Raw genomic sequence first — 25,993 nt, forward strand, 5'->3', positions numbered from 1 at the left:
TCAATCTAAAATCTAAAATCTAAAATCTAAAATAGACTGAGCCTTCCAGTGGGAAAGTCTCGATTCGTAGTTACAAAAATTTACACTTGACATTTATTAATTTACGCAGTAATGATACGATTAGTATTGGCACAACGGTAAAACCTCCCCCCAAAAGTTGATATTTCCTGAATCGGGGCGATCGCGACCCACAACGCCAGCATCTTCGCGCTAAAAAGCGGCTTTGCGCCCCGACTTGGGAGCAACTAGCGAACCAAAAACTCAGAAAAACGTTCTAGCGGCATTTTTAGATGAATCCCGACAACCTGCCTCAAATGCTGCAAACAGGATTTCACCTAACTTTAGGTGCAACTTCCTTTTTAATTGAGACATTGCAAGATCCCTTGAAGCGAGAAGAAAATCTGGACAAACTGAAGTCAGATTTTGGTCAGCTAGCCGATGATCTGCTGGAAAAAGGAGAAATGACTGAGCGAGAAGCCCGGAATTTTGTAGATACTATTTTCTCTCAACCGGGCGATCGGGAGAATGCAGACAGTGAATCTGTCTCGCCCAAGCAATCAGATGCAGCGAATGATGCTCCTCCCGAGTCGGTTGTACAGTCTAACGTAAAGCTAGAGATTCAAGAATTAACTGCACACATGGCAGCGCTAAGGGCCGAGTTGGAAAATTTGCGCGCCGAAAATTCCCAGTATTAAAGAATCAAGAGTCTTTAACACAGCCGGAGTTTACTTGCCAACTTAATTTAACAGAACCAAACTTTAGTCATTGTCCCATTTTTCAGAACCGATCAGGTCGGCGATGCGATCGCGCAGCAAGAAGTCGCATTTTTCTAATTCGCACTCTACACAAGCCCATTCCCGAGGCGGAATGAATTGGCAAAGCGTGTAGATCGGCTGTTGGCGGCTCAGCACGCCCTCGTGGACAAGGTGACGCGCTTCATCTTGGATCACATCTAAAGAGTATTGGATTTGGGGAATAGTGGAGTGAATCATAATGCGCCCTCAATGTTTTACTAAAAAATTTTATGGCCCTGGTAATAATATAGTCCAAACTTAGGAATATGGAAGTTAAATTTTGTCCGTATACAGCTATACAATTCACTGCCGTCCATTTAAAAAAATTATAGGAACGATCGGTAAGTGATGGGATCAGTCTTGGGATTTTCAGACGCAGCACATTTTCCTCAGTAGCAAGCGGATCTGCTGGAAAGCTCTATTGAGAACTTAGGAACCCGCCTCCAATTCCCGGTTTCTGGATACTTCGCCACCAAAGGCAGAATTTCTCGCGAGAAACCGGGTTGATAAATTTAACTCCTCACGCAGCAAGCAGCAAAGGAAAGATTCAGAATTCCCGCAAGCAACTCAATCATTACCAGTGGCGTCAATGCCGAATAGCACTTCTAGAACGAGAGATTGCGCTGTGGGCATCTGGCCAAAACAAAATACATAAGGAAGACTCGGAGGCAAGTGTGGCAAAAATTGCTCTAAAACGTAGGGACTGCCGTAAATTAACACAGCTTGCAGTTCTCCCGTTTTTAATAATTTCTTAAACCAATCTTGAGCTGCTTGGGTCAAACCAGCACTGCCTCGGAAGCAATTGCCGCGAATGAAAATTTGCAGCAGTGTCGGAGAAAAATGCTCTGCACCTGTATTTTCAGCGATCGCCCCTGTGCGATCGTCAATCAGTTGCAATTCGTAACCAAACTGTTCGGGAAGGGCGATCGCCGGAGTGTGGTTGCCCAAAAACTCGCACCCCAAAACATCATCTACAACAATCAAATTCCGCAAAAGCTGGTTTTCTGCGGGTTTTGCAACCTGCAAAGGTAGATTGCCGCCAAATTTCAAAGAATCTCGCAAAATATCGGCAGCAGTTGCCCTGGCATCAGGAGTTGCCAGCCAACTTAAGTCGATCGACTCGATCGAGTCGATCGATTGTAGATTCTTGCTCCCCCCCTTAGCAAGGGGGGGTTGGGGGGGGTCAGAAATCGGCAAACCCACCTTTATTTTCGCTTTCCAAATTCGCTTGACAGATTCATGGATTTGTGATATGGGAATCCGCCCTTGAGTGACAGCTTCGCAGACAGCCAGAATCGCCCCTTCCGGGTCAAGCGGCATCAGCAAAACATCAGCACCAGCCTCAGCAGCCAAAACAGCAGCTTCATTAGCGCCGTACTTATTGGCGATCGCACCCATCACCAAAGCATCCGTCACAATCAAACCTTCAAATCCCAACTCTTCTCGCAGCTTCCCGATCAAAATTTTGCGAGAAAGAGTAGCAGGAAACTCGGCATCCCAAGCCGGAATCAGCAAGTGAGCACTCATCACAGCATCGACCCCAGCAGCCATCGCCTCAACAAAAGAAGGCAACTCAACCTCAGTCAATCTCGCTGGCGAATGCGGCAAAACCGGCAATTCCAAGTGAGAATCAACCGCGGTGTCCCCGTGGCCGGGAAAATGCTTAGCTGTAGTCAAAACCGGGTGCGGGCCTGCGCCGCGAATAAAAGCAGCGGCTAATTTCCCGACAATTTCCGGTGTCTCGCCAAAAGCGCGGACGTTAATCACAGGATTGTCGGGATTGTTGTTAACATCAACCACTGGTGCGAGAATCCAATTGAGACCGATCGCCCTAGCTTCGATCGCAGTGACAGCGCCCATTTGTTCAGCATATCGATCGGCTTTACCTGCATCCTGCCGGGCCACTTCAGCAATCGCCATCGGCGGCCCGAACCAAGTCGCCCCCGCGAACCGCTGGCCGACACCTTCTTCAATATCAGCCGCCAGCAACAGCGGAAACTTAGCCCAAGACTGCAATTGGTGCGATCGAACTGCCAACTCCGCAGCACTTCCCCCGACCAAAATCACCCCACCGACGCCCAAATTTTCCAGATAATAGCGGAGTTTGCTGGCAGTTGGTTCCCATTCCCGATAGCGAATTTGGTGGTCGAACAAGCAGCCAGAAGCGCGCACCACGAACATCTGGGCGACCAGTTCGGGCAAGGAAAGATTGTCAATCATTCGATTTTAGATTTTAGATTTTAGATTTTAGATTTTAGATTTGGGAATCGGGAATTGGGAATCGGGAATCGGCAAAACAGGGAATTGAGAATTTTCCCTATCTCCTTCTCTTCCCCTCTTCCTTCTTCCTTCTCGCTTCAATCGGGACTTTCATCCTCAGCGAATTCTTCATCGGGATCTAAAGTATCCGGTTTGCGATCGGCAGAAAGCTGATTCAGCAGTATCAACATTTTATCGCCCCGTTCCAAAGAACGGTCTTCCAGAAAAATCACTTCCGGCGTCCGGCGCAGTTGCAATCGTTGGCCCAACTGGTTGCGGACGTAGCTAGTAGCAGATTTCAAACCTTCCATAGTTTCAGCCTTCGCCTCATCAGTACCGTAGATGCTGACAAAAATTTTTGTATGCTGAAGGTCTCCCGAAACAATTACATCGGTAACGCTAACCATACCGGCACCTACCCGATCGTCCTTGATTCCATTCAGCAACATCAGGCTGACTTCCCGTTTAACCATTGAAGCTACACGCTCAATGCGACGACTTGTAGCCATAGCACCTACTCCTCTACTTTCCTAATCAGCCGTTTTTATCCCGATTGACAATTGTAGCGCGATCGGTCAGGGGTTTTACGGGCGATCGTCCAAGTTAGGGGTGAGATACAGCTTAGAGGAAAAAAAATGTTTGATTGCCTATAGGTGAATATATAGCAGCTAATATAGAGAGGTAGAGTGAGAGACAGCTTAGAGGAAAAAAAATGTTTGATTGGATTGTCAAAACCGTAGCCGATGCTTCAGGGGTAACTAACCAGCTAAAGATAGCTGAATGGGCAAGATTGAACAGGACTAACCCTTTCGATATGGGAGCCAAAAACTACCAACGATGTATTCATGACTTAGGGTTAGGCGGAAAATATTATGAACTTGAATATAACGAAGATGGAACCCTAAAATATCAATAATTTCGCCGTAATTCCCTTGATTACACTTCATAATTATCCATTCTATTATCATCCCTAATCAATCAATCAAACAGAAACATTTTTTGTTAAAATTACTTTATCGCCGCGTTTTTTTAGGGAATAAAACTCATGGAAAAAGAATTTACAATCGGTCAAAAAGTCCGAGTTGTGGCGATGCCACCTTACGTCAAAACAGCCGAACCGATGCCGATGCTGCGGCCAGCGAATTTAATTGCGATCGGCGCTGAAGGCGTTGTGATCGATCGGCGTCCCGGCAATTATTGGGGCATTCGCTTTGAAAAAGGTGCTTTTCTGTTAGACAGTCAGTACATTGAAGCGGCAGAAACAATTGTAGAAGGTAATGGGTAATGGAGAAGGGGGAATGGGGAAAATTAATCTGATAGAGCAATCCTCGCATCATTTGTGAATTTCTTACGGACTCCCAGGGGGTTCGGGGAGGGTTGGGATGGGGTAAACAAATCACGAGTCCTGCAAGGATTGCTATAAAATCCGTTAGTATCAGAATTATTCATCTCTCTCTTCTCTTCCTCTGCGCCCTCTGCGGTCTCTGCGGTTAAATCATTCCGAGCCCTTTTCCTTGTTCCCTCAACATCCCTCCCTTAAATCCGTTAAATCTCATTGCTTGCTCGTTGCCGAAGTTCCTTCTTCAACAAGCCAGCTTAGCCTCAAAAGCCAAAGAATTAACAGGAAACTCCCCCAAAACTTCCTCTAAAATCGGAGAGGTGAAGTTACAAGGTTGAGGCTTGCCCAAATGATAACCTTGAGCGTAATCTACCCCAAGTTCATTGAGTTTATCCATAATTGTTTGATTTTCAACATATTCGGCAATAGTTTTAATTCCCATAACGTGAGCGATTTTGGTAATAGCTTCCACCATTGCGACATCAATAGGATTATCGACAATATGCTTAATAAAATTGCCGTCTATTTTGAGATAATCAACCGGCAAACTTTTCAGGTAAGCAAACGAAGACATCCCGCTGCCGAAGTCGTCCAAGGCAAACTGGCAGCCTAGTTCCTTGAGCTGCAAAATCAAGCTGGCTGCCTTGCTGAGATTGCCGATCGCCACGGTTTCGGTAATCTCAAAACAAATTATTTGCGGCGGTATTTGATGGATAGAAAACTGTTCCTGAATAAACTCGATAAACTTTTCTTCGTTGAGGCTGTCCCCAGAAAGGTTGATTGAATAAAGGTTGGGATATTGGCCAAATGAGGATTGCAGATCAGACAAAAGAGAGCAAGCAGGGAAGGTAACTATTTTATCGCTGCCTACCCCGGGGTTTTGAACTAATAAATTTGCCGTGAAAATTTTAGATAAATTGCTAAATAACGTGCTAATTACCCAGCGGTCGATCGCGTGCATCAAGTTGTAGCGTTCTGCCGCCGGAATAAACGCCATCGGCGACACCAACTCACCAGTTTCCAACTGGAGGCGCAGGAGGATTTCGCAGTGGGTTCCGGTGGTGGGAGAGTTGAGCAAAGGTACGATCGGCTGAGAGTACAAGCAAAAGCGATTCTCTTCTAAAGCTTGATGAATTTGCACCACCCACTCGGTTTCGCCGTGCTGTTTGATTAATTCTCGATCGCCGGCTTGATAAACCTGTACCCGGTTGCGACCTTTATTTTTAGCAGCGTAGCAGGCCATATCGGCGGCGCTCAAAATCGCAGATGTCGAGGCTGTTTTGGGATTGATTGCTACCAAACCGATACTGACGCCGATCGAAAAAGTTTTGTCCTGCCACGCAAAGCGGAAGCCCTGAATGCTTCGCAGCAGCGTTTCCGCAACATTCAATCCTCGTTCGACGGGACGATTGTACAGGAGTACGGCAAATTCATCGCCGCCGAGACGCGCCAAAATATCGGTTTTGTGGATATTGCTTTTAAATAGCTGGCTGACTTGGCGCAGCAGTTCGTCCCCAGCAGCATGACCGCAGGTGTCGTTAACTATTTTGAAGCGATCGAGATCCAGGTAAAGCATCACGTGTTCTTGGCCGTAACCTTGAGCGCCGTGTAGGGCGTGCTCTAGCTGGTACTCAAATTCCCGGCGGTTGACTAATTGCGTCAGGGGGTCATGAGTTGCCTGCCAGGTGAGTTGCCGCGCTTGAGTTCGCACTTGGGTGACATCTCGGAACACAACAACGGCCCCGACAATTTCGCCGCTGCTAGCGTGGATGGGGGCGACGCAGTGGTCGATCGCAAATTCGGTGTTGTTGTGGGCAATCAGCAAATTGTTGCGCCCTTGGTCAACAATCCGACCTTCGCACAAAGCGATTTCGGCGATATTTTCGATCGGCAGCCTGGTAGTTTCGTCAACTATTCTCAGCACGCTGGCGAGGGGCAAACCTTTAGCTGCCGAGGTAGACCAACCCGTGAGTGTTTCGGCAACTGGATTCAGGGTGGAAATACAGCCGTCGGCGTCAGTAGTGATGACGGCATCGCCGATCGATTGTAGTGTTACCTGAGCGAGTTCTTTTTCTTCAAAAAATGCTTGTTCCATGCGCTTGCGATCGGTAATATCTCGCTGCACGGACACCCAGTTGGTAACGTTCCCGGAGGTATCGGCAATGGGTACGCTGTTGAGTTCCACCCAATAAGTTGAACCGTCTTTGCGGTAGTTAATCAATTCTAGGCGTAGGGGTTCTCGGCGAGAGAAACCCAGGCGAATTTTAGCGACTTGGGTGGGGTCGCTTTCTGGGCCGCGCAAGCAACTGGGGGTTTGTCCGATGATTTCTTGGGGTAGGTAGCCCGTCATTTGGGTAAAAGCTTCGTTGGCATAGATGATGGTGGGGTCGGAGATATCGCTGTCTCCGGCATCCATAATCACGATTGCGTCGTTAGCGTTCACTACAGCAGATTCTAAAAGGTGGAGTCTGGCCTCGGCCCTAACGCGGATAGCAATTTCGCTTTCTAGTCTGGCGTTAGTCAAGCTGAGGGATGCGATCGCTTTTTCCAATTCCCTAGTTCTTTCTGCCACTGAATCGTGCAGAACATCGATCGCCCCGGACATTTCCATGGGGTCAAGTACGCGCAGTATGTTGGTTTGAGTAACTATTCCCAGGAGTTCTCCGCATTCTCCCGTTACTACCAACCTGCGGACTAAACGCTGGTGCATTTCCTGATGAGCTACCCACAGCGAGTCTTCTTGCTTGAGGCTAAATAAGGGGGTACTCATCACTGTTTGGGCGATCGTTTGCGACAAATCTATATCTAAAGCTTGAAATTCCACAATATCCCGTTCTGTGACTATACCTACTGGAATAGGGAACGGTGAATCCCTCGATAATTCTGTTGATTCAGTAATTACTACGCAGCTAACGCGGTGCTGCGCCATCAACTCAGCTAAACTCCTAACTGACGCGGAGCGAGGTGCTTGAATGACTTGTGCGGTCATTACTTCTTTCACGCAGCGCATTTTTAAGATATTTGCCGGTTTGAGCATGGCTTGGCGGATGCTTTCCGGCGTAATTACTCCTAAGAGTTGACCTTCACTATCCAATATTGGCAGATGCTTAATTCTTCGTTGCCCCAGCAGAATTAGGGCGCTGAAAATGTCTTGACTCTCGGATTTTGTCAGAGTTGCTGTCGGCTGCCTCATCACTTGTGCGATGGTGACACCTTTTAAGTTTTTGCCCGAGGCAATCAAATCGACAAGATCCCTTTCTGTGAAGATTCCTTGCAATTGAGAATGTGGAGCACAAGGCGAGGATAATTTTAAGAGTGATTTTTCCACGACAAAGACGCAGATACCTGTGGCGTCTCTGAATGCACTTGATGTGGGCGGATTTACGATTTCTGTTAGTGGCTGATAGATATCGGTTGGTGGAATGACTGCGTTTAGAGAGCAACTTGGGCGCCGTTGGCCCATCAGGGTAATTACTTCTGCTAGTGGGGTATCGGGCGCCACTGTCAAGGGGTAGCGGTCTATTACTTGAGCTAAGGTGGGCAGATACTTGGATGAATCGTTTTTGAGCATATTTAATTGAGTTTTGCGATCGCGTGGACTCTGCGACATTCCAAAAAAGTGCTGATTTCCAAGCACTAGGTGGATTTTTACGGCGCTGGTGAGACCTAATTAAAATTTATTGTTAAAAATGCAGCAGAGCTTGGGCTGGGGATCGGGCCAGTGACTGCTTTTCTTCTACCTATAAAGTTAGAAGCTTATCTTTATTTTAAGTTAAATTTTCTATCCCGTGACACATTTATTAAAAATAATGTATTTGTTGTGAACTTTTTGCGATAAGATTATCGGCTAAAATCATCCATAGCATTGCGAATCATCTCCCTCTTCAGAAAGACGCATCTGTTGGCTGTATTAGCTAACCTAGAAAAGGTTACTACAAAAAGGCACTGTATTAAGTTCGGCAGTGTTAAGTTTTGCAAAATTAAGTTTGGCAAGCTGGTCGAGACCATGTATGCGTTGTTGAGGGCAATCGATATCACAGCCAATGTGTGAATTAGATCGCAAGTTGCGAAAACAACCATGGTACGATTGTAGATATCAAGACAAGAAGTTGAATACAGAGTCTGTGAGGAAAAGAGATTATGAAACGCAATCTATTCGCCGCTACTTTTTTAATTGCTCCCCTAGTGTTGGCAGGCCCGGCTCGCGCTGAAAATCCCGTTCACGTCGAACAGTTATTGTCAACCGGGCAATGTTTTAAGTGCGACTTGTCGGGAGCCGATTTAACGGGAGCTCATTTAATTGGTGCTGATTTGAGAGAAGCAAATTTACGAGGAGCAAACCTATCTCAGGCAAACCTCGAAGGTGCTGACTTGACGGGTGCTGACTTGACGGGTGCTAACTTAACTAAAGTTTTCCTGACTAATGCTAGTTTAAATGACGCAGACCTCGATCGGGCAAATCTGACCGCGGCTATCATTAACACCGCTGACGTATCCGGCGCATCAATGGAAGATATGACCATCATTGATGCAAAAATCTACAATACCCAAATCGGCGTCGGCGGCAGCTACGACCAGTAAACTCGTTAAAAGAATGGAAAACACCAATTTTGAGGTTAAAAACCCGGTTTCTCCCCAGAAACCGGGTTTTTAGTCTTTTTGTAGACTGCCCCGAAGCCTCACATTTTCTATCGTATTTCAAGCTAACAATCTGACCACGAATTTCTTCATGTGGTACCCGCCACGTGATTTATCCGTGGAATCAATCCAAAATCTAAAATCGAAAATCACTTATTGCCCCCCGCATTTATCTCGCGCAAGTCAATCTAAAATCTAAAATCTAAAATCGCGCAATCGATTGACGCACCCTACCACTACCACTAAAAACCCAAATCAACCGCTATTCGGTGCGCGCAAGCAAACCCAGAAAACGCCACCGCATTTAAACCCTGTCCGGGAAACGTACTGTCGCCCACACAATACAAACCAGGCATAGAAGTTCGATTAAACGGCATTCCCAGCAAACCCATTAGCTTCTGTCGCGGAATCGGGCCGTAAGTTCCGTCTTCGCGCCCCAAAAAGCGACGGTGAGAACGCGCTGTCCCCACTTCCATATAATCCAAACCGGCATCTAAACCGGGAAAAATCTTTTCTAATCTTTCAATAATTCTCCCTGCGGCCTCTTCTTTTTTATCCTCATATTCCTGCTGCGAAAGTCCTTCCCACTCTTCCATCCAGCTCGAAGTAAAAGCGTGAACGATGTGATATCCTGCGGGAGCTAAATCCGGGTCGAGCACGGTCGGAATTGACACCAAAACAGTTCCCTCCGGCGCTTCCATTTGGTTCCAATCTTCTAACAAAATGTGGTGGCAGGCACTACCCGCAGGGATTACGCTTGCTTCCACTCCCAAATGCAAACTCAAGAAACTGGGGGCTTTTTGATAGCGTTGCTGCCATTTCTTCTCGCTAGCTGGCATCTCTTCTGCGGGAAGCAATTTCTCAAAAGTATCCCAGCGCGTGGCGTTAGAAACTATGCGCTTGGCGCGGTAAACTTCGCCGGTTGCGAGCTCGACTCCGACAGCGCGACCGTTTTCTGTGATAATTTTTTTCGCTTTAGCTTTGTATTGAATTTTCCCGCCACATTTTTCTAATCCTTCGACTAATTTTTGGGCAATTTGACCGACTCCGCCTTTGGGATAATTGATGCCACCGTAATGCCTGTCGGAAAATACCATTCCGGCATTAATCATTGGCGTCAAGTCTGCGGGTACTACAGACCAGTAGTAGCATTCCATGTCGATAAATTTCAGCAAAGTAGGGTCTTTTATGTAGCGCCGCGCAATGTCGCCAGTATTTTGAGGCAGATATTTTACTAATCCCAAACAGGCTAAAGGATTCTGAAAAAAGACTCGAACGAGATATCCGGGTTCTTCTAGGGATAGCAATTCCATGCCGTTGAGGCAGTTGAAGACGCTCCAGCATTCGCCGTAAAATTTGTGGATTCCTTCGCGTTCGTGAGGGAACCTGTCTGTTAATTCTTGCAAGTATTTATCATAAGCCTGGGGAACTTCAAGTTCCAAGCCACTGGGTAAGTGATAGTGAAGCTGTACGGGGTCGGGAATGGTTTCTAAGGTGACGTTGACTGCTTTCAGGGCGCGGGTGAGGAGGTTGGTGGTGCCGCGCTGTCCGAAACCAAAAATCATGGAGGCGCCGACATCGAATCTGTAGCCTTCTCGATCGAAATATCCAGCGCTACCCCCCGGAATTGTATAGCTTTCGAGCACTAAAACTTTGGCTTTCTTAGCTGCTAGCTGGGTGGCTGTCACGAGTCCGCCAATGCCGGAACCGATGACAATTACATCAAACTCTTGCTCTGTTGGGCGGGAGTTGGGAGAAAATAACTGGGATTGGGTAGGAGCTGACATTCGGTTAAAAATCTTAATAATTCTATGATTTTACAGTCGATCGCTCCAGAAGCAAGAAGTTCGGCAACGGATTATGTAGCGGATGTAGCGGATGTCAAGAAGACCGAAGTTCGGCAATGCCCGATGCCCTGTTTGGCCGATGCCCTGTTTGGCCGATGCCCTGTTTGGCCGATGCCCCAGCTTTTAAAAAAAAATGCGGGAACAGTCTACCATTGCCGACTGCCCCCGTCTGCCGATCCTTTGAGAGGAGAACACTAAAAATCAATATAGCCTTGTTGCTAATTAATGTCAATACTATTAGAAAAATATTTCAATAAGCGGATGGAGGTCGATCGGCGAATGGGTTCTAACTCAATCTCTGGCTTGTATGCGCCCTCAAGGATGTGATAAGTTGCACAGAGCGATCGATCGCCCGTTGGGGAAGCCCGCCCCTACGGGGGCTACGCCAACGAAGCAGATCGATCGCACCGCATAAAATCCCTCAAACCTAGCAATCTCCCCAATTTCCTCATGTCCCTGCAACTGCGCGTTTACGTTCCTCCACATCCGTTAATTAAACACTGGCTGGCTGTTGCCCGCGACGCCGCCACCCCATCGGTACTTTTTCGTTCTGCGATGACAGAATTGGGAAGGTGGCTGGCTTACGAGGCGATTCGAGAATGGCTGCCGACAGTGGAAACAACGGTGCAAACGCCTTTGGCAGAATGTCCGGCGACTTTTATCAACCCAGAAGCTCCGTTAGTTGTGGTACCGATTTTGCGGGCGGGTTTGTCACTGCTCGAAGGAATTCAGACGGTTGTGCCGCTGGCTTCGGTTTACCACCTCGGCATGGCAAGAAATGAGGAGACGCTGGAACCGACTTGTTATTTGAACAAATTGCCGGCGCAGTTTAACCCGGAAACGCGGGTGATAATTAGCGAGCCGATGCTGGCGACTGGCGGGACGATTATAGCGACTATGCAGGAATTGACTGCACGGGGAATTGATCCGAGCTTGATTCGGATTATCTCTGTGGTGGCTGCTCCTCCGGCTTTGAAGAGGCTGAGTGCAGAGTACCCAAGTTTGATGATTTACACGGCAACGATCGACGAAATAGTCAACGAACAGGGCTTTATTGTACCTGGTTTGGGAGATGCGGGCGATCGAACTTACGGCACATGAACCAGCCAGTCAGTCAATTTTAGATTTTAGATTTTAGATTTTAGATTGACTCGACAGATAAGTCTGGGGGCTTGTAGGCCTTTTTGGGGGGGGGTGAGTGGTTCCAGGAACCAGTTGCTGAAATATCGGGGGAAAAAGATGAAAATCAAGCATCCAGGATACCCGCCACGTGATTCATTCCAACGCGCAAACTCAGGATCCAGAAATAAAAAACCTGTATCCGATGAAACTTGCCGAACGTATTTATCCGTGGGGTCAATCCTTCAATCCTTCAATTCTAAAATCTAAAATCTAAAATCTAAAATCGATTGACCCTGGTTTGGTAAAAGCAGGCACCGAGAGAGTTAGAATCAAAAGTACAAGTCAAAAATAAATAGCGTTTAGCACTCATTGCCCGTGAAACTTGATTCTGTTCCGCCAAGCTTGTCTGCTTCTGACTCAGTAAACCTCAATTATGATTTGCCACAACAGGTACAACTACAAATAAAAGAGGTTACTGAGATTTGTGCTGCTTTAACCCCGGAGCCCGCTGAACTCTCAGTGACTGTAAATCCCGATATTTGTCAGGAACAAAAGAAACTGAAGCCCAAGCACTGGGCAATTTTTGCTTCGACTTTTGCAACTATTTTTTTAGCTGAAATTGGAGACAAAACTCAGATCGCGATTTTGCTGATGACGGCTGAATCTCGAAATCCTTGGATCGTGTTTGCGGGTGCGGGTTCGGCTTTGATAGCAACCAGTTTGCTGGGGGTGTTGCTGGGAAGGTGGCTGGCTAGTCGGATTGCTCCGAGAACTTTGGAGAGAGCAGCCGGAGTGATTTTACTGGCGATTTCGGCGGTTCTGCTGTGGGAAGTGCTGGGTTAATTGTCTGCCTTGTCGGTAAGTCGTAGATTTTTACAATAGCTAACTAAGAACTAAAAAAACATGGACTGGCAACTTTTGGGAATCAGTTTTATTACAGTGTTTTTGTCAGAATTGGGAGACAAAAGTCAATTAGCTGCGATCGCCCTGGGCAGTAGTTGTAACTCGCCGCGGGCTGTATTTTTTGGTACGGCGTCGGCGCTGCTGTTGGCCAGTTTTATCGGCGTGGCCATTGGCTTCAGCACGGCAGAGGTGTTGCCGGAACGACTGGTAAAGGGACTCGCGGCGATCGGATTTGCGGTAATGGGTTTGCGCCTGCTGTGGCCAAAAGCAGATTTACCGGAAGCATCGGAGTAGGGCAGTCGATTTTAGATTTTAGATTTTAGATTTTAGATTTTAGATTTACTCTACAGATGAATCTGGGAGTTTAAACAAGAGTCTAAAATTTTGCTTTCTCCACGGGAGGAGTTCGCAAGTATCCGTTTTTGCGCTGGTTCAGGAAACTTGACCGTATAGTTGTATAAAATCAGTTAGCATCGGAGATTATTCATATATCTCCGATCTTCATCTGCGTGAATTAGCGTCAATACATTGTCATCTGCGGCCCAAGAAATTCTCTTGTTTTGAACCGCAGATAAGGGCAGATAAACACAGATTAACGCCGATGAATATCAAATCCGGTGTTTACGATCGCGTTAAAATTTAAAAAAAATTAGCGGGGGGCGTGAATTCACGCCCCCCGCTGCGGGTTGAGTCTTTTTTCTCCACTCAACCTCTGAGCAGGGTGTCGATTAAACTTGGTTTTGGTAGCACCAGCCCAGCAGCGTACCGGCGACAGCCAACTTCAGCGCTTCCAATGCAAAATAGCCTTGGTGCAGTAGATTCATCCCGGCGGGGACTTCTGCTGCGGAATCGAACAGATTTAGCTGCAGTCCCAAGGCGCTCATTTGGGGTGTCAGGGCGTAGGTGTCAATCAGGGCGATCGTCAGAAGTACCAATGATAATAAAATTGCTGTGCGGCTGCGCTTGCCGAAGTCACCGACTAAATTGCTCAAAACCATCAAACCCGTTGCCACCACGCCTGAACAGATTAACTCAACGCGGTTGAATCCCCAGAACATTAAATTGCCGGCTGTTGCAAACTCCGGTGATGTCGTCATGCCAGATACGTAGAGACTGGGCATAATTACTAGATCCAAAATCAGGCTAACGCTGAGCCAGAAAATTAGGGCAACCATGACAATTGCTTGCCAGCGCGGTTTGATTGATTCCACTCTTGATGTTGTAATAGCTGTCATATAATTAGACCCTCTAAAAATTTTCTTCTGCCTTTTCTAGAGTTTAACTAACTTTTTTCTCAAATCGTGTTAAGTATTTTTAAATTAATGGTAACTTTTGTGTAACAGACGCTGAAGAATTGTTAAGCTCACTTATGTTTGTCATCACCTCGGTTAATTAATACTAATTCCGAAAAAGTACGGAATAAATTAATAATTACTCACAGGACTTATGCACTGCGACCAAAGACATCTGTTTTTGAACCTGATTAAAGGTCATAACGTATTTTTTTCATAAAAAAACCGGGTTTTTGCGTCCAGAAATAACTCCTAATTTAAGTGTATATGCCTAAACTTCAATTATCCTCTTGGTTGCCCCGTCTCCCCCCTCAAGTCTGGATTCTTGCCTGGGGCAGATTCCTCTCCCAAAGCGGCACCGGTTTTACTTTATTTTACGCGCCGATATTTTTTGTCGATCGCGTCGGTTTATCTGCTACTGCTGTTGGGATTGGTTTGGGTAGCGGTTCAGTTTCGGGAATATTCGGCAGAATTTTGGGCGGTTCTTTTTGCGATTCCAAATTTTGGGGAAGGCGGCGAACTTTATTGCTGGCGACAATTATTTCGGCGGCGGCTTCTTTTGTACTGGCGGGGACTAATGATTTCGCTGGCTTAATTGCGGGCAATTTACTGATGGGTTTTGGGGTGGGTTTGTATTGGCCTCCAACCGAGACGATGGTGGCGGATTTAACCGAGGGCGAACAGCGACAGGAGGCTTTTGCTTTGACGCGGCTGGCTGATAATTTGGGTTTGCAAGTTGGGATTATTTTGGGTGGTTTGTTAATTTCTATAACGGGGAATTATCGATCGCTCTTTATTATTGATGGTATCTCGTTTTTAGTGCTGTTTGCAGTAGTTGCGATCGCGATCGCCGAAACCTACAAACCAGCTAATCCAGGGGATAGAGGCAAAAAGAATCGGGAAAATGGCTGGATGGTGGCGCTGAGCGATCGAAGTCTTCTAGTTTATGCTTTAGTAAATACCCTGTTCACATTATATATTTCCCAAATCCAAACCACAATGCCGCTGTACTTTAGCAAGTTTGTCGCGGTGGGGACATCGGGAAAAGGCTTTTCTACAGGTACAATTACGGTTTTGTTTGCTTTTAGCACGTTTTTAACTGTGGCTTTGCAACTGCCGGTTGTTAAAGCTTTGAAGCGGTTTTCCCATCCGAAAGCTTTGATGATTTCTGCGCTGCTATGGGGAATGGGATTTATCGCGATCGGCTTGACGGGAATGGCTGCCACTGGCAATCTATTATTAGCTGTTTTAGGCTTGAGCTTTTTGTCGATGGCGACTGTTGCTTATACGCCTTTTGCTTCTGCTTTGGTGGTGGATTTAGCGCCGGAGTCTTTGCGGGGCGTGTATTTGGCGGTTAGTTCTCAGTGTTGGGCGATCGGCTATTTAATCGGGCCGCCGCTGGGCGGTTTGGCTTTGGATGGAGGTAAAGGGGCGGCGGATAATTTTTGGTTGGGTTTGGCTTTGAGTGTGGGCGCGGCTATTTTTATTTTGCAAAAGCTCGATCGAATGTTGAAAAATAGCAGTCATTAGTTATTAGTAATTAGTCATTAGTCAGCAGTCATTAGTTATTAGTCATTAGTCATTTGTTGCTGCTATAGCAATCCTACATGAGTCGTAAATTTTTTACCCCACCCCAACCCTCCCCTTAGTAAGGGGAGGGAGTAAGAAATTTACAAATGATTTAGGATGGCTATACCAATGCCCAATGCCCAATGCCCAATGCCCAATGCCCAATGCCCAATAACCAATAACTAATTTATTTTCGTCGATCGCCCAATTTGCGGTAAACTTCTCTCAAATCAACTTGATGGTGAGCCAAAGCAACCAAAGCGTGATAAAATAAATCCGCAACTTCCCCAGCAATCCCCTCTTTATCGTCATCTTTGCAAGCCATCACAACTTCCGCCGACTCTTCGCCAATTTTCTTGAGAATCTTGTTGTCGCCGCCCTCGAACAATTTGCAAGTATAAGAACTTTCGTTAGGATTGTCTCGCCGATCGCAAATTACCGCAAATAATTGAGATAACATATCCCCTGGCGGCGGTTGAATTTCCCCATCAACTTGGTGAAAACAACTTCTTTCTCCCGTGTGACAAGCAATATCTCCGACTTGTTCGACAGTGACTAGCAAAGCATCGCTATCGCAGTCGTAACGCAGCCCTTTGACATTTTGAATGTGTCCCGAAGTCGCGCCTTTGGGCCACAATTGGGCGCGCGATCGACTCCAAAACCAAGTTTGCCCGGTAGAGAGCGTTTTTTGCAGGGACTCCCGATTCATCCAGGCCATCATTAACACTGTACCGTCCAAATAATCTTGGACGATCGCAGGCACTAAACCGCGATCGTCGTAACGAATCTTTTCAATTGGGATCGATCGGCTCAAACTCGATAAATCAGTAGTAGACATAATTTTATTTCAACTTGGTAATATAGATTAACGCTTTCCTGTCGGAGATTGTTTTTTTATTAACCGCAGAGAACGCAGATGACGCAGAGGAAGAGAGAAGATTGAGCAAGGGATGGCTAAATTGTCAAGAACTATTTTACAAAAAATTACATTTTAGGGCGCTCGGTGCTAGTGCGACAAAGCCTAAAAAACCCAAGCTAGTATTGCTACTGATTGGTTTGTACCCTAAAATCTACTAGAATAGTTTCCTTGAATCGACCTAACCTTTATGTTGAACTGGCTATAAAATTATTCTACCAACAACAGACGTTCACTAAGGAGAAAACATTGGTTTCCACAACCTTGAAAACTACCAAATCAGAAGAAATTTTCGCTGCAGCCCAGAAGTTGATGCCAGGTGGCGTCAGTTCCCCCGTCCGCGCCTTCAAATCCGTGGGCGGACAGCCCATCGTCTTTGACAGGGTAAAAGGAGCCTACATTTGGGATGTTGACGAAAACCAATACATTGACTATGTAGGCACTTGGGGCCCCGCCATCTGTGGCCACGCCCACCCGGAAGTCATCAAAGCCTTGCACGAATCTTTAGAAAAAGGTACGAGTTTCGGCGCACCATCGCTGTTGGAAAACGTACTCGCCGAAATGGTCATCGATGCCGTTCCCAGCATTGAAATGGTGCGATTTGTCAACTCCGGCACCGAAGCCTGTATGGCCGTTTTGCGCCTGATGCGAGCTTTCACCGGACGCGATAAACTGATTAAATTTGAAGGTTGCTATCACGGGCACGCCGATATGTTCTTGGTAAAAGCCGGTTCCGGTGTCGCAACTCTGGGCCTTCCCGACTCTCCGGGCGTCCCGAAATCCACTACTGCCAATACCCTCAACGCTCCCTACAATGATTTAGAAGCAGTCAAAGCTTTATTTGCCGAAAATCCCGGCGAGATAGCAGGCGTAATTCTCGAACCAGTGGTGGGGAATGCCGGTTTTATTACCCCGGATGCAGGTTTTCTCGAAGGTTTGCGGGAAATTACTAAAGATAACGGTGCTTTGTTGGTTTTTGATGAAGTAATGACTGGTTTCCGCATCGCCTACGGTGGAGCTCAGGAAAGATTCGGTGTCACCCCGGATTTGACTACTTTGGGTAAAGTTATCGGTGGCGGTTTGCCGGTGGGAGCTTACGGGGGAAGGCGGGATATTATGGGGATGGTGGCTCCTGCTGGCCCGATGTATCAAGCGGGTACGCTTTCGGGAAATCCTTTGGCGATGACTGCTGGGATTAAGACTTTGGAATTGCTGCAAAAACCCGGCACTTACGAACAGTTGGATAAGATTACTAAAAAACTGTCTGACGGATTGCTAAAAATTGCTAAGGAAACCGGGCACGCGGCTTGGGGCGGGCAAATTAGCGGGATGTTTGGCTTGTTTTTTGCGGCTGGCCCGGTTCACAATTATGAGGATGCGAAGAAGTCGGATTTGACAAAGTTCAGCCGCTTTCACCGGGGAATGTTGGAGCACGGAATTTATCTGGCTCCTTCGCAGTTTGAGGCGGGATTTACTTCTTTGGCTCATACTGAGGAAGATATCGATCGAACTTTGGCTGCAGCGCGTGAAGTGATGGCCAGTATTTAACGTGTGTAGTAAGGATTTTCATCCTTAAAACTCAGGAATAAATAATTAAAGTCCTTGCTGTTTGTTGGCAGTAAGGACTTTAATTTTTAACTGCTTTATCAAATAAAGTCCTGAATCATACAGACTATTCAGGACTACCTTTTAATCAGGCTTACAGGCTTTTTTAGTAAATTTTCACGGGGTAATTCATGTTTAAGGGTGTGAGGGAATTACAAATTAGTAATTATAGGAACTCTCTACTTTGCGGTAGCAATCCCTAACTTAGCTCCCTTAATTCGGCGTAATCGATCCATAACTTCCACAACATTTCCGTGATTGACGCTTTTATCTGCATTCAACACAATTAAGGAGTTCTGATTTGACCCCATTACCTGTCGCACTGTACTCTCAATCTGGTCTAAGTTGACTAACTTTTTATCAACCATTAATTTTCCATTAGCATCAATGGTGACGGTAATTTTAGCAGGCGAGTCCTGAACTTGAGAGGTTGATGCTTTCGGTAAATTTACGGGTAGACCCTCGGATTTGGATAAAGACAGAGAGGAAACAATTAAAAACGTTAATATGGCGAAGACCACATCAATCATTGGCACGATGTTAATCTGGGCAATAGTCTCAGGTTCATCGGGTAGGCGCATAATTAGATTCTCTTGGTAGTTTTTCGTAGCGGTGACGGTACATTAACTCTAGCTGGCCTCCAGCTTCCTGAATAAAAGCTATCTGCTGTAAGTAAAACCCGCGAAACATATTGGCAAATAAGAGTGTAAAGATTGCCACAACTAACCCTATTGCCGTAGAAACGAGGGCTTCGCTAATCCCAGAAGTAACGCCTGCGGCATTGGTGCCCGTGGCATTCCCCAGTTTGAGAGAACTAAAGGTGGTAATTAACCCCAAAACTGTTCCGAGCAACCCAAATAGTGGGGAAAGGCTGATAATGGTGTCAAATATTGTATTGAATCGCTTCAGGATGGGGATTTCTGCCTGAGCACCACTCTCTAAGGCCAAACGAAATTCTTCGATGTTGGGGGAGTCTAATTCTAAAGCTTCTAAAAAAATCCGGGCTAGGGGCAAATCGCTGTTTACTTGTAACTTTTTGATGGCGGAATCGGGGTTTTGACTGTAAAGCTGTAGCACTTCTCGCACGACTCGCCGCTGCCGCCGATTTACCCTAAACCAAAAGGCAAGACGCTCTATGATCAGCGCGACTGCTGCGATTGAGGAGGCCAATAGCGGCCAAGCAACAATGCCTGCGGCGCGAAAAATGTAAATGAAAGCATCCATTGATTTGTACTCTCGCTAGCTCTGTTGAATGATCGCAAGCTGCCTAATGGTGCAATTAGCCCGATCGAAGGTTGGTAGAGTTTCTGCGTCAAGTCGGCACAAGTGATTCAGGCTGCGAATTGTTTCACTCAAGGGCGATCGCACTACCTGTATGTGACTATCTTCGTCTGTACCCAAAATGCTCCTACTGCGATCCCGATCGAGATCGCGACAGATTGTTCTGCCAGTGCTTCTTTGCTAAATATTTGCGTTAGGACTTGACAATAATCTTCAATAATTTAAAAGATTCTCAACTAGGTTTCCACAAAGTTCAGGGTTTGTCAAGTCATGCGCCACACTTTTAGATAATAATTATCGAACTGATAGCAAAAAAAAATAAGTTTTACTAATTAATTGATTTTTATGAAAAGCTTGAGAATGTGGAATTTTGTTGGTAGATTAGGGGCTAGAGTATTGCATTTAAGGCGTTGTGGAACCTGGCCCTGCCAGAATCAGAACATTGACACCGCCCATAAGAGCAAAGTAGACGCCCCCAAAGAAAATGCTGATTGGTAGCCTCTAGCCCCTATCTCAAAATTAAATAATGAAAATTAATTGCAAGAGTCTTGAACAGGGTGACAGTCTTCTTATAGGATGGGTAGGTTCATCAGTGATAGCAAGCTCAACCCGCAGTTGGTAGCTTGTTTCGGGTGATGTCGGGGAGCCAGCGAGGATGTTGCCATCCATAAAGGAGAGTGAGAAGGCATGAGTTTTTCAAATATTTCGGCGACGCAAAGACAACAACAAGAAGAAGCTCTCAAAAAAGTTCTGGCGATCAGTCTGTTAGCCTCAACCTTACTGCACGGTGTCGCGCTGCCGTTGAGCCTCAAGTTGGTCAAACCTGCTGAATTTGAAGAGGATGCAATTGAAATTGTTGTGCTTGATGAGCCCACAGTAGAGGAAACCAAGCCAGAGCCGACTATTCCAGAAAAGGCATCTCCCCCGCCTGAGACGTTCAAACCAGAACCGCCACCAGAGCCAACTCCTGCAGAGGAGCCACCGGTAGCCGCAACGCCACCGCCGATTCCAGAGGAGCAGCCAGTAGCGGCAACGCCACCGCCGATTCCAGAGGAGCCACCGGTAGCGGCAACGCCACCGCCGATTCCAGAGGAGCCACCGGTAGCGGTAACGCCACCGCCGATTCCAGAGGAGCCACCGGTAGCGGTAACGCCACCGCCGATTCCAGAGGAGCCGCCAGTAGCGGTAACGCCACCGCCGATTCCAGAGGAGCCGCCAGTAGCGGCAACGCCACCACCAACTCCTATCGAGCCTTCCCCCGCACCTCAAGAGGATTTCAATTCCCCAAAAACTCCTCAAACCCCGATCGCCCAGGAACCCGAAACCCCCTCGCCCGATCCTCCAAAAAGCGAACCACCCGTTAGCGACTCCCGCCCCAAGGGTGCTGCAAGTTCCACAGACTTTACAAAAGATGCTGGAAATCCCAACTCCTCAGACAGCCCTGAAAACCAGCCGCCTGCTTCGGCGGGTAGCGGGGAACCTTCCTCAGAGCCATTAAATCCTTCTTCCGGGCCCATACAGCGATCGCCCGGGGCTGGCCCGCCAGTCACAGCTACTAGGCCAGGAGGCGGTAGTAACTCTGGAAATGCGATCGGGGATCTCACAAACCCCTCCTCCCCTGATAGCCCCGGAGGAAGTGCGTCGAACTCACCATCCGGTGCCCGCGAAAATGGCAACATACCTTCTGATGAGCCATTTGCGGCTGGTTCGGGGCGATCGCCCCGATCGCCTGCGGCTGGCTCACCAGTCACAGCTACTAGGCCAGGAGGTGGCGGAAATTCGGGAAGTGCGATCGGGGATGTAGGAAACCTCCCCTCCTCTGGTAGCCCTGCAGGAAGTGCATCGAACTCATCACCCGGTGGAGGTGGAAATGGCGGCGGGGGTTCGTCAGGGCCATTTGGCAGCGGTTCCGGGCCAATGCCAAAACCGACAAATCCAGGAAGAGGGGGGAGTCCTTCGCGCCCTGCCGGCGCGCCTCTGGCCACTTGCATTAGTGGCTGCGGTAAACCTGAATATCCGATCGCAGCCAGAGAAGAAGGGCGCCAAGGCCAAGTGGAACTCATTTGTGACATTGACCCCAACGGTAAGACATCCAACATCAAGATATTGACTCCTAGCAAATACAACGACTTGAATCGCGCAGCGATGAAACAAGTACAAGAAAGGAAATATGCCCCATCAGAGAGTGGCATTCAAGGGGAAAGAATAGTCATTATCTTCCGGCTCACTGACTAGGGATTTTATTGAGACTATAGCAATTTGGCTGGGAATTCTATAGCACCGTCCAAGGAATAGCAAAGTTAAAAGTTGAATTTTTTGTGAATTATGAATGTGGGAATGTCGTCAGCAATATTAAGTAAACTTCAGCGAGTTGGACTCACTCTATTACTTGGTACCAACTTGGGAATGGCTTTGTTGTTTGCCAACCCTCACAGCGCAATGGCAGGAGTAATTACTTTACCCGATGGCGGACGTTGCGAGGGAGAATTGAGTGAGGGAAAACTCAGCGGCCCCGGCATGTGTCAATATGCCAACGGCGATCGCTACGAAGGCTCTTTTCTCAACGGCCAACCTCACGGTCAAGGAATTTATACCTTTAAAGAAGAAGGTAAATATCAAGGAGAATTTGCCTTGGGTGAATTCAACGGTAAAGGTGTCCGCGAATTTGCTAACGGCAACCGCTACGAAGGTACTTTTAAAAACGGTGAGTTCGACGGTACAGGCACTTTTACCTCGACTAACGGCATTCGTTACGAAGGCTCTTTTACGAGTGGTTCTCCCAGCGGTCGTGGGGCTTTTACGTTCAGTAATGGCACTCGATGCGAAGGAGATATTAAAGAAGGAAAAGTTAACGGCAAAGGCGTCTGTCAATATGCTAATAAGAACCGCTACGAAGGAGAGTTGCTGAATAACTTGCCTCACGGACAGGGAATTTATACCTTTGCGGTCGGAGGCCGTTATGAGGGGCAATTTAGTGAAGGGCAATTTCACGGTAAAGGGGTTCGCGAATATCCGAATGGCAACCGCTATGAAGGAGAGTTTGTCAAGGGCAACACTCAAGGTCAGGGGTTGTTTACTTTTAAAGAAGGAGGACGTTATCAAGGGCCGTTTGACAATGGAGAATTTAGTGGTGAAGGTGTCCGCGAGTTCGCCAATGGAGATAGCTATAAAGGCACTTTTGTCAAGGGTAAGATGAGCGGGAAAGGAGTTTACGTTTTTAAGAATGGCGATCGCTGCGAAGGCGAATTTAGCGATGGTCAGTTCAACGGCAAAGGTACCTGCATTTACGCCAATGGCGATCGCTATCAAGGTGAATTCCTCAACGGCCAGAAACACGGGCAAGGTTCCTACATTTATGCAGATGGAACGAAAGTAGAAGGAAATTGGCAACAAGGTCAAATTAAAAAATAACCTTATAACCTATCTCGCCCTACTTGTTTACCCCCCCTCCTCACCAATAACATAAGGCGCTTTACAGTAGGCACAGCGGCGTTTTATAGCGCTTTTCAAGTTGGTGAGCTAGCGGAGGGTTTTTAATTTCACATCCGATTTACACAGGGTCTTTTTTAGGATTTTCTGGATAGCTCGAAGAAAAGTTATTTTTTTAACTGCATATCGACTCAGATAGACGTAGATAGATTACATTTTGGGGCAACGGATTTGGTATAAATTTTTCCCTTGTTCTCCATAAAAGGGGTTTAAATCCTCGGCGTTTTGTTCATGCAGCTTGTTTAAAAGGCTGCAATTTCTCAGTTTAAACCACCCTAGCCAATTAATTTCCAGTGTTTCTACAACTAAAAAAACAAGACCGACGGATTGTTTCGTTATTAATGAGTTTTATTTTAGTTTTGCTTCTAAATAATGGGGTTCAATCCTCGCCTCAAACAGGCACTCAAATTCTTTGGGATACCTATGGAATTCCACATATTTACGGAGAGAATACTAAAAGCCTTTTCTACGCTTTTGGGTGGGCGCAGATGCAAAGTCACGGTAATCTGATTTTGCGTCTTTACGGGCAAGCTCGCGGACAAGCTGCGGAATTTTGGGGTGAAGATTATCTGGAATCCGATCGCTGGGTGCAAACTATGGGAATTCCTAATCGTGCAAAGGCGTGGTATGAATCACAAACTCCCATTTTTCGCAACTATCTCGATGCTTTTGTTGGCGGAATGAATGCCTATGCAAAAGAACACCCAGAGGCGCTCACGGAAGAATTAAAGGTAGCATTGCCCCTCAAACCGGCAGATGTATTGGCACACGAGCAGCGTGTCATCAATTTTACTTTTGTAGTCGATCCAGAGCGCGTTGAAAATCTCACTGAAAATCACACCCCCAAAGGCTCTAATGGTTGGGCGATCGCTCCTTCCCATTCTCAAAGTGGCAATGCCATGCTATTGGCAAATCCTCACCTTCCTTGGTCGGATTTATATTTATGGTACGAAGCACAACTGGTTGCCCCAGAAATTAACGCTTACGGAGCGACTCTCGTCGGATTTCCTGTATTAACGATCGCCTTTAACGACAACTTGGGATGGACTCATACTGTCAACACTCACGATGGCTGGGATGCCTACGAATTGCCCCTCGCTAACGATGGCTATCGCTTCGATGGCGAAGTCCGAAGTTTTGACAGGGAAGAGAAGGTTTTAAAAGTCAAAGAAAAGAATGGGAATTTGCGATCGGAATCTCTAGTAGTGCGGCGTTCTGTTCACGGGCCGATTCTCACAGAAAAACAGGGCAAAGCGATCGCCCTGCGCGTTGTCGGACTCGATAAACCAGCAGCCCTTCAGCAGTGGTGGGATATGGCACGAGCCCGGAATTTCAATGAATTTGAGGCTGTTTTAAAGCGCTTAGAAATTCCCATGTTTACCGTCATGTATGCCGATCGAGAGGGGCATATCATGCACTTGTTTAACGGTCAAGTCCCCATACGCAAAAACGGAGATTTTAAATACTGGTCAGGCACGATCGCAGGCAATACGTCAGAGACTTTGTGGAGCAAAAATCATCCCTATGCGGATTTGCCGCGCGTTGTCGATCCGCCCAGCGGTTGGTTGCAAAATACCAACGATCCTCCCTGGACGACGACGTTTCCCAGTGCGATCGCACCGGATAAATATCCCGCCTACATGGCACCGCGCGGCCCGATGGACTTGCGATCGCAGCGATCGGCAAAAATGCTGTTAGAAGATGCAAAAATCTCTTTCGATGAATTGATGCAATACAAACATTCCACTCAGGTAGAACTCGCCGATCGCCTCCTCGATGATTTAATTCCCGCCGCACGGCAAGGCAGTGAAAAAGCGCGCCGCGCTGCGGAAGTTCTCGCCACTTGGGATCGCAAAGTCGATGCTGACAGTCGCGGTGCGGTGCTGTTTGCCTTTTGGAAAAAAGCGATGGATGACGATAAGTTATTCGCTAAACCTTGGAGCGAAGATGCGCCGCTAACGACGCCAGACGGGTTGGCAAATCCTGCGGAGGCGGTGCGGGTGCTGGAAGCGACAGCAGTAAAAGTTGAGGTAACTTATGGCACGTTAGATGTGGCATGGGGGGAAGTCTTCCGATTGCCTGGGGAAGCGAATCTGCCCGCAAATGGAGGTGACGGTGATTTGGGTGTATTTCGCTCAGTATGGTTCGCTCCTGGGAAAGACAATCGCTTTCAAGCGGTTGCAGGCGATTCTTTTGTCGCTGCGATTGAGTTCTCGAATCCGGTGAAAGCGATGGCGCTAAACAGTTACGGCAACGCCACTCAACCTGGTTCGCCCCACGCCGGCGATCAGTCGCAGCTCTTTGCTCGCAAGGAATTGCGCCCTGTATGGCGATCGCGATCGGAAATTGAAGCTCACCTAAGTTCGCGCCAAAAACTATAGCAGAAGGCAGAAGGAAGAAGACTTCTGTGCGCCGTTTCCCCTTGATATCAAATCCGGTAGCATCCGAATTATTCCTCTCTGTATTCTCTCCCTCTGCGTTCTCTGCGCCCTCTGCGGTTAAATCATTCCGATCCAGTTAGAGAGTCGATGGCAGAGTGTCCCCTACCATCTCTCCTACAAAACCGTGCTTGCGACTTTCACCGCACACGGCTCCTGAATGATGTAATCCTGGTTATGGATACAGTAAGATCGCATCACGAGATGATTTATACCGCTTGATAGTTTTCCTTTTACCCCTACATCCCACCATCAGATTTTTCTGTGGCATTAGGCTTTTAAAGGGTTACTTAGTCTCTATCTTTTACACCACCCGGCGCTGTCAGCATATCTCTGCTATTACAGCAGAGCTTTAGCTTCTGCAACCATCCCTCACACTCACAGCTTACGGCTAGCAACCTACTTATTTTTAAGGGCTGTGAGAGCTTTACTTCGTTCCGATTACACATTGGTTGAACATGACAGCGTAATGCTTTCCACCGGGTTTTTTGGGCAGTGCTG

General features: G+C 47.2%; 22 protein-coding genes. 13 read left to right on the plus strand and 9 right to left on the minus strand.

Features of this window, described 5'->3' with window-relative positions:
* Positions 1 to 290 precede the first annotated feature (290 nt).
* On the plus strand, positions 291 to 695 hold the full coding sequence (locus QT973_RS20455; protein ID WP_333057779.1) for a hypothetical protein: 405 nt from the start codon (positions 291 to 293) through the stop codon (positions 693 to 695).
* Between the two features lie 63 nt (positions 696 to 758).
* Here the strand turns inward: QT973_RS20455 and QT973_RS20460 are convergent, their stop codons facing one another.
* The 3 genes from QT973_RS20460 to rbfA form a co-directional block, all read right to left on the minus strand.
* Positions 759 to 992 carry a DUF4327 family protein gene (locus QT973_RS20460; RefSeq protein ID WP_333057778.1) on the minus strand — a complete coding sequence of 78 codons (234 nt, stop codon included), beginning with the start codon at positions 990 to 992 and terminating at the stop codon, positions 759 to 761.
* 369 nt (positions 993 to 1,361) lie between these two features.
* The gene (locus QT973_RS20465) at positions 1,362 to 3,014 is read right to left on the minus strand and encodes a glycoside hydrolase family 3 N-terminal domain-containing protein (RefSeq protein ID WP_333392060.1); all 1,653 of its coding nucleotides are present in this window, start codon (positions 3,012 to 3,014) and stop codon (positions 1,362 to 1,364) included.
* Positions 3,015 to 3,151: 137 nt separating this feature from the next.
* Complete coding sequence (rbfA, locus tag QT973_RS20470; RefSeq protein WP_333057776.1) at positions 3,152 to 3,562, minus strand: 30S ribosome-binding factor RbfA; 411 nt, start codon at positions 3,560 to 3,562, stop codon at positions 3,152 to 3,154.
* Positions 3,563 to 3,765: 203 nt separating this feature from the next.
* On the opposite strand from rbfA, the gene QT973_RS20475 reads away from it, so the two are divergent.
* On the plus strand, positions 3,766 to 3,969 hold the full coding sequence (locus tag QT973_RS20475; protein ID WP_333209334.1) for a hypothetical protein: 204 nt from the start codon (positions 3,766 to 3,768) through the stop codon (positions 3,967 to 3,969).
* Between the two features lie 129 nt (positions 3,970 to 4,098).
* The gene (gene sipA / locus QT973_RS20480; RefSeq protein WP_333058291.1) at positions 4,099 to 4,338 is read left to right on the plus strand and encodes a regulatory protein SipA; all 240 of its coding nucleotides are present in this window, start codon (positions 4,099 to 4,101) and stop codon (positions 4,336 to 4,338) included.
* 298 nt (positions 4,339 to 4,636) lie between these two features.
* Here the strand turns inward: sipA and QT973_RS20485 are convergent, their stop codons facing one another.
* On the minus strand, positions 4,637 to 8,002 hold the full coding sequence (locus QT973_RS20485) for an EAL domain-containing protein (protein ID WP_333392062.1): 3,366 nt from the start codon (positions 8,000 to 8,002) through the stop codon (positions 4,637 to 4,639).
* A gap of 530 nt (positions 8,003 to 8,532) precedes the next feature.
* Here QT973_RS20485 and QT973_RS20490 point away from each other — a divergent pair.
* On the plus strand, positions 8,533 to 8,973 hold the full coding sequence (locus QT973_RS20490) for a pentapeptide repeat-containing protein (RefSeq protein WP_333058289.1): 441 nt from the start codon (positions 8,533 to 8,535) through the stop codon (positions 8,971 to 8,973).
* A 299-nt stretch (positions 8,974 to 9,272) separates the two neighbouring features.
* On the opposite strand, the gene crtH is transcribed toward QT973_RS20490, so the two are convergent.
* Positions 9,273 to 10,817 (minus strand): carotenoid isomerase, encoded by a 1,545-nt coding sequence (crtH, locus tag QT973_RS20495; protein ID WP_333209339.1) that lies wholly within the window; start codon positions 10,815 to 10,817, stop codon positions 9,273 to 9,275.
* A gap of 24 nt (positions 10,818 to 10,841) precedes the next feature.
* On the opposite strand from crtH, the gene QT973_RS20500 reads away from it, so the two are divergent.
* The 4 genes from QT973_RS20500 to QT973_RS20515 all read left to right on the plus strand — a co-directional run bounded on the left by QT973_RS20500 (position 10,842) and on the right by QT973_RS20515 (position 13,196).
* A complete protein-coding gene (locus QT973_RS20500; RefSeq protein ID WP_333209341.1) occupies positions 10,842 to 11,075 on the plus strand; it encodes a hypothetical protein in 234 nt (77 codons plus the stop codon).
* A gap of 252 nt (positions 11,076 to 11,327) precedes the next feature.
* Complete coding sequence (gene upp, locus QT973_RS20505; RefSeq protein ID WP_333058287.1) at positions 11,328 to 11,978, plus strand: uracil phosphoribosyltransferase; 651 nt, start codon at positions 11,328 to 11,330, stop codon at positions 11,976 to 11,978.
* A gap of 396 nt (positions 11,979 to 12,374) precedes the next feature.
* Entirely contained in the window at positions 12,375 to 12,842 is a 468-nt protein-coding gene (locus tag QT973_RS20510) for a TMEM165/GDT1 family protein (RefSeq protein WP_333245931.1), read from the plus strand.
* Positions 12,843 to 12,902: 60 nt separating this feature from the next.
* Positions 12,903 to 13,196 (plus strand): TMEM165/GDT1 family protein, encoded by a 294-nt coding sequence (locus QT973_RS20515; protein WP_333058285.1) that lies wholly within the window; start codon positions 12,903 to 12,905, stop codon positions 13,194 to 13,196.
* 434 nt (positions 13,197 to 13,630) lie between these two features.
* Here the strand turns inward: QT973_RS20515 and QT973_RS20520 are convergent, their stop codons facing one another.
* Positions 13,631 to 14,137 (minus strand): hypothetical protein, encoded by a 507-nt coding sequence (locus tag QT973_RS20520; RefSeq protein ID WP_333392064.1) that lies wholly within the window; start codon positions 14,135 to 14,137, stop codon positions 13,631 to 13,633.
* Between the two features lie 324 nt (positions 14,138 to 14,461).
* On the opposite strand from QT973_RS20520, the gene QT973_RS20525 reads away from it, so the two are divergent.
* A complete protein-coding gene (locus QT973_RS20525; protein WP_333392066.1) occupies positions 14,462 to 15,724 on the plus strand; it encodes an MFS transporter in 1,263 nt (420 codons plus the stop codon).
* A gap of 226 nt (positions 15,725 to 15,950) precedes the next feature.
* Here QT973_RS20525 and hisIE read toward each other — a convergent pair whose 3' ends face one another.
* Positions 15,951 to 16,601: a bifunctional phosphoribosyl-AMP cyclohydrolase/phosphoribosyl-ATP diphosphatase HisIE gene (hisIE, locus tag QT973_RS20530; RefSeq protein WP_333058282.1), complete on the minus strand. Its 651-nt coding sequence runs from the start codon at positions 16,599 to 16,601 to the stop codon at positions 15,951 to 15,953.
* A 327-nt stretch (positions 16,602 to 16,928) separates the two neighbouring features.
* Here hisIE and hemL point away from each other — a divergent pair, with 327 nt between their 5' ends.
* Complete coding sequence (gene hemL / locus QT973_RS20535) at positions 16,929 to 18,227, plus strand: glutamate-1-semialdehyde 2,1-aminomutase (protein WP_333058281.1); 1,299 nt, start codon at positions 16,929 to 16,931, stop codon at positions 18,225 to 18,227.
* A gap of 236 nt (positions 18,228 to 18,463) precedes the next feature.
* On the opposite strand, the gene QT973_RS20540 is transcribed toward hemL, so the two are convergent.
* Both QT973_RS20540 and QT973_RS20545 read right to left on the minus strand, forming a co-directional pair.
* The gene (locus tag QT973_RS20540) at positions 18,464 to 18,865 is read right to left on the minus strand and encodes a biopolymer transporter ExbD (protein WP_333058280.1); all 402 of its coding nucleotides are present in this window, start codon (positions 18,863 to 18,865) and stop codon (positions 18,464 to 18,466) included.
* Complete coding sequence (locus tag QT973_RS20545; protein ID WP_333392068.1) at positions 18,849 to 19,508, minus strand: MotA/TolQ/ExbB proton channel family protein; 660 nt, start codon at positions 19,506 to 19,508, stop codon at positions 18,849 to 18,851. The genes QT973_RS20540 and QT973_RS20545 overlap by 17 nt, the downstream gene beginning before the upstream one ends.
* A gap of 744 nt (positions 19,509 to 20,252) precedes the next feature.
* Between QT973_RS20545 and QT973_RS20550 the strand changes: the two genes are divergently transcribed.
* The 3 genes from QT973_RS20550 to QT973_RS20560 all read left to right on the plus strand — a co-directional run bounded on the left by QT973_RS20550 (position 20,253) and on the right by QT973_RS20560 (position 25,435).
* Positions 20,253 to 21,800, plus strand: coding sequence for a TonB family protein (locus QT973_RS20550; protein ID WP_333392069.1), 1,548 nt, complete (start codon positions 20,253 to 20,255; stop codon positions 21,798 to 21,800).
* A gap of 102 nt (positions 21,801 to 21,902) precedes the next feature.
* A complete protein-coding gene (locus tag QT973_RS20555; RefSeq protein ID WP_333058276.1) occupies positions 21,903 to 22,976 on the plus strand; it encodes a hypothetical protein in 1,074 nt (357 codons plus the stop codon).
* Between the two features lie 371 nt (positions 22,977 to 23,347).
* Positions 23,348 to 25,435, plus strand: a complete 2,088-nt coding sequence (locus QT973_RS20560) for an acylase (RefSeq protein ID WP_333392071.1) — start codon at positions 23,348 to 23,350, stop codon at positions 25,433 to 25,435.
* Positions 25,436 to 25,993 lie beyond the last annotated feature (558 nt).

The sequence above is a fragment of the Microcoleus sp. Z1_A1 genome (assembly GCF_036700305.1).
GTDB lineage: Bacteria > Cyanobacteriota > Cyanobacteriia > Cyanobacteriales > Microcoleaceae > Microcoleus.

Excerpts from the sequence above, each read along its gene's own strand:
- QT973_RS20555 (WP_333058276.1), top strand. The coding sequence starts at position 21,903 with ATGTCGTCAGCAATATTAAGTAAACTTCAGCGAGTTGGACTCACTCTA.
- sipA (WP_333058291.1), top strand. The coding sequence starts at position 4,099 with ATGGAAAAAGAATTTACAATCGGTCAAAAAGTCCGAGTTGTGGCGATG.
- QT973_RS20525 (WP_333392066.1), top strand. The coding sequence starts at position 14,462 with ATGCCTAAACTTCAATTATCCTCTTGGTTGCCCCGTCTCCCCCCTCAA.
- QT973_RS20500 (WP_333209341.1), top strand. The coding sequence starts at position 10,842 with ATGATTTTACAGTCGATCGCTCCAGAAGCAAGAAGTTCGGCAACGGAT.
- QT973_RS20540 (WP_333058280.1), bottom strand. The coding sequence starts at position 18,865 with ATGCGCCTACCCGATGAACCTGAGACTATTGCCCAGATTAACATCGTG.
- QT973_RS20520 (WP_333392064.1), bottom strand. The coding sequence starts at position 14,137 with ATGACAGCTATTACAACATCAAGAGTGGAATCAATCAAACCGCGCTGG.
- hisIE (WP_333058282.1), bottom strand. The coding sequence starts at position 16,601 with ATGTCTACTACTGATTTATCGAGTTTGAGCCGATCGATCCCAATTGAA.
- QT973_RS20515 (WP_333058285.1), top strand. The coding sequence starts at position 12,903 with ATGGACTGGCAACTTTTGGGAATCAGTTTTATTACAGTGTTTTTGTCA.
- QT973_RS20465 (WP_333392060.1), bottom strand. The coding sequence starts at position 3,014 with ATGATTGACAATCTTTCCTTGCCCGAACTGGTCGCCCAGATGTTCGTG.
- QT973_RS20460 (WP_333057778.1), bottom strand. The coding sequence starts at position 992 with ATGATTCACTCCACTATTCCCCAAATCCAATACTCTTTAGATGTGATC.
- QT973_RS20545 (WP_333392068.1), bottom strand. The coding sequence starts at position 19,508 with ATGGATGCTTTCATTTACATTTTTCGCGCCGCAGGCATTGTTGCTTGG.
- QT973_RS20490 (WP_333058289.1), top strand. The coding sequence starts at position 8,533 with ATGAAACGCAATCTATTCGCCGCTACTTTTTTAATTGCTCCCCTAGTG.
- QT973_RS20485 (WP_333392062.1), bottom strand. The coding sequence starts at position 8,002 with ATGTCGCAGAGTCCACGCGATCGCAAAACTCAATTAAATATGCTCAAA.
- crtH (WP_333209339.1), bottom strand. The coding sequence starts at position 10,817 with ATGTCAGCTCCTACCCAATCCCAGTTATTTTCTCCCAACTCCCGCCCA.
- upp (WP_333058287.1), top strand. The coding sequence starts at position 11,328 with ATGTCCCTGCAACTGCGCGTTTACGTTCCTCCACATCCGTTAATTAAA.
- QT973_RS20475 (WP_333209334.1), top strand. The coding sequence starts at position 3,766 with ATGTTTGATTGGATTGTCAAAACCGTAGCCGATGCTTCAGGGGTAACT.
- rbfA (WP_333057776.1), bottom strand. The coding sequence starts at position 3,562 with ATGGCTACAAGTCGTCGCATTGAGCGTGTAGCTTCAATGGTTAAACGG.
- QT973_RS20550 (WP_333392069.1), top strand. The coding sequence starts at position 20,253 with ATGAGTTTTTCAAATATTTCGGCGACGCAAAGACAACAACAAGAAGAA.
- QT973_RS20455 (WP_333057779.1), top strand. The coding sequence starts at position 291 with ATGAATCCCGACAACCTGCCTCAAATGCTGCAAACAGGATTTCACCTA.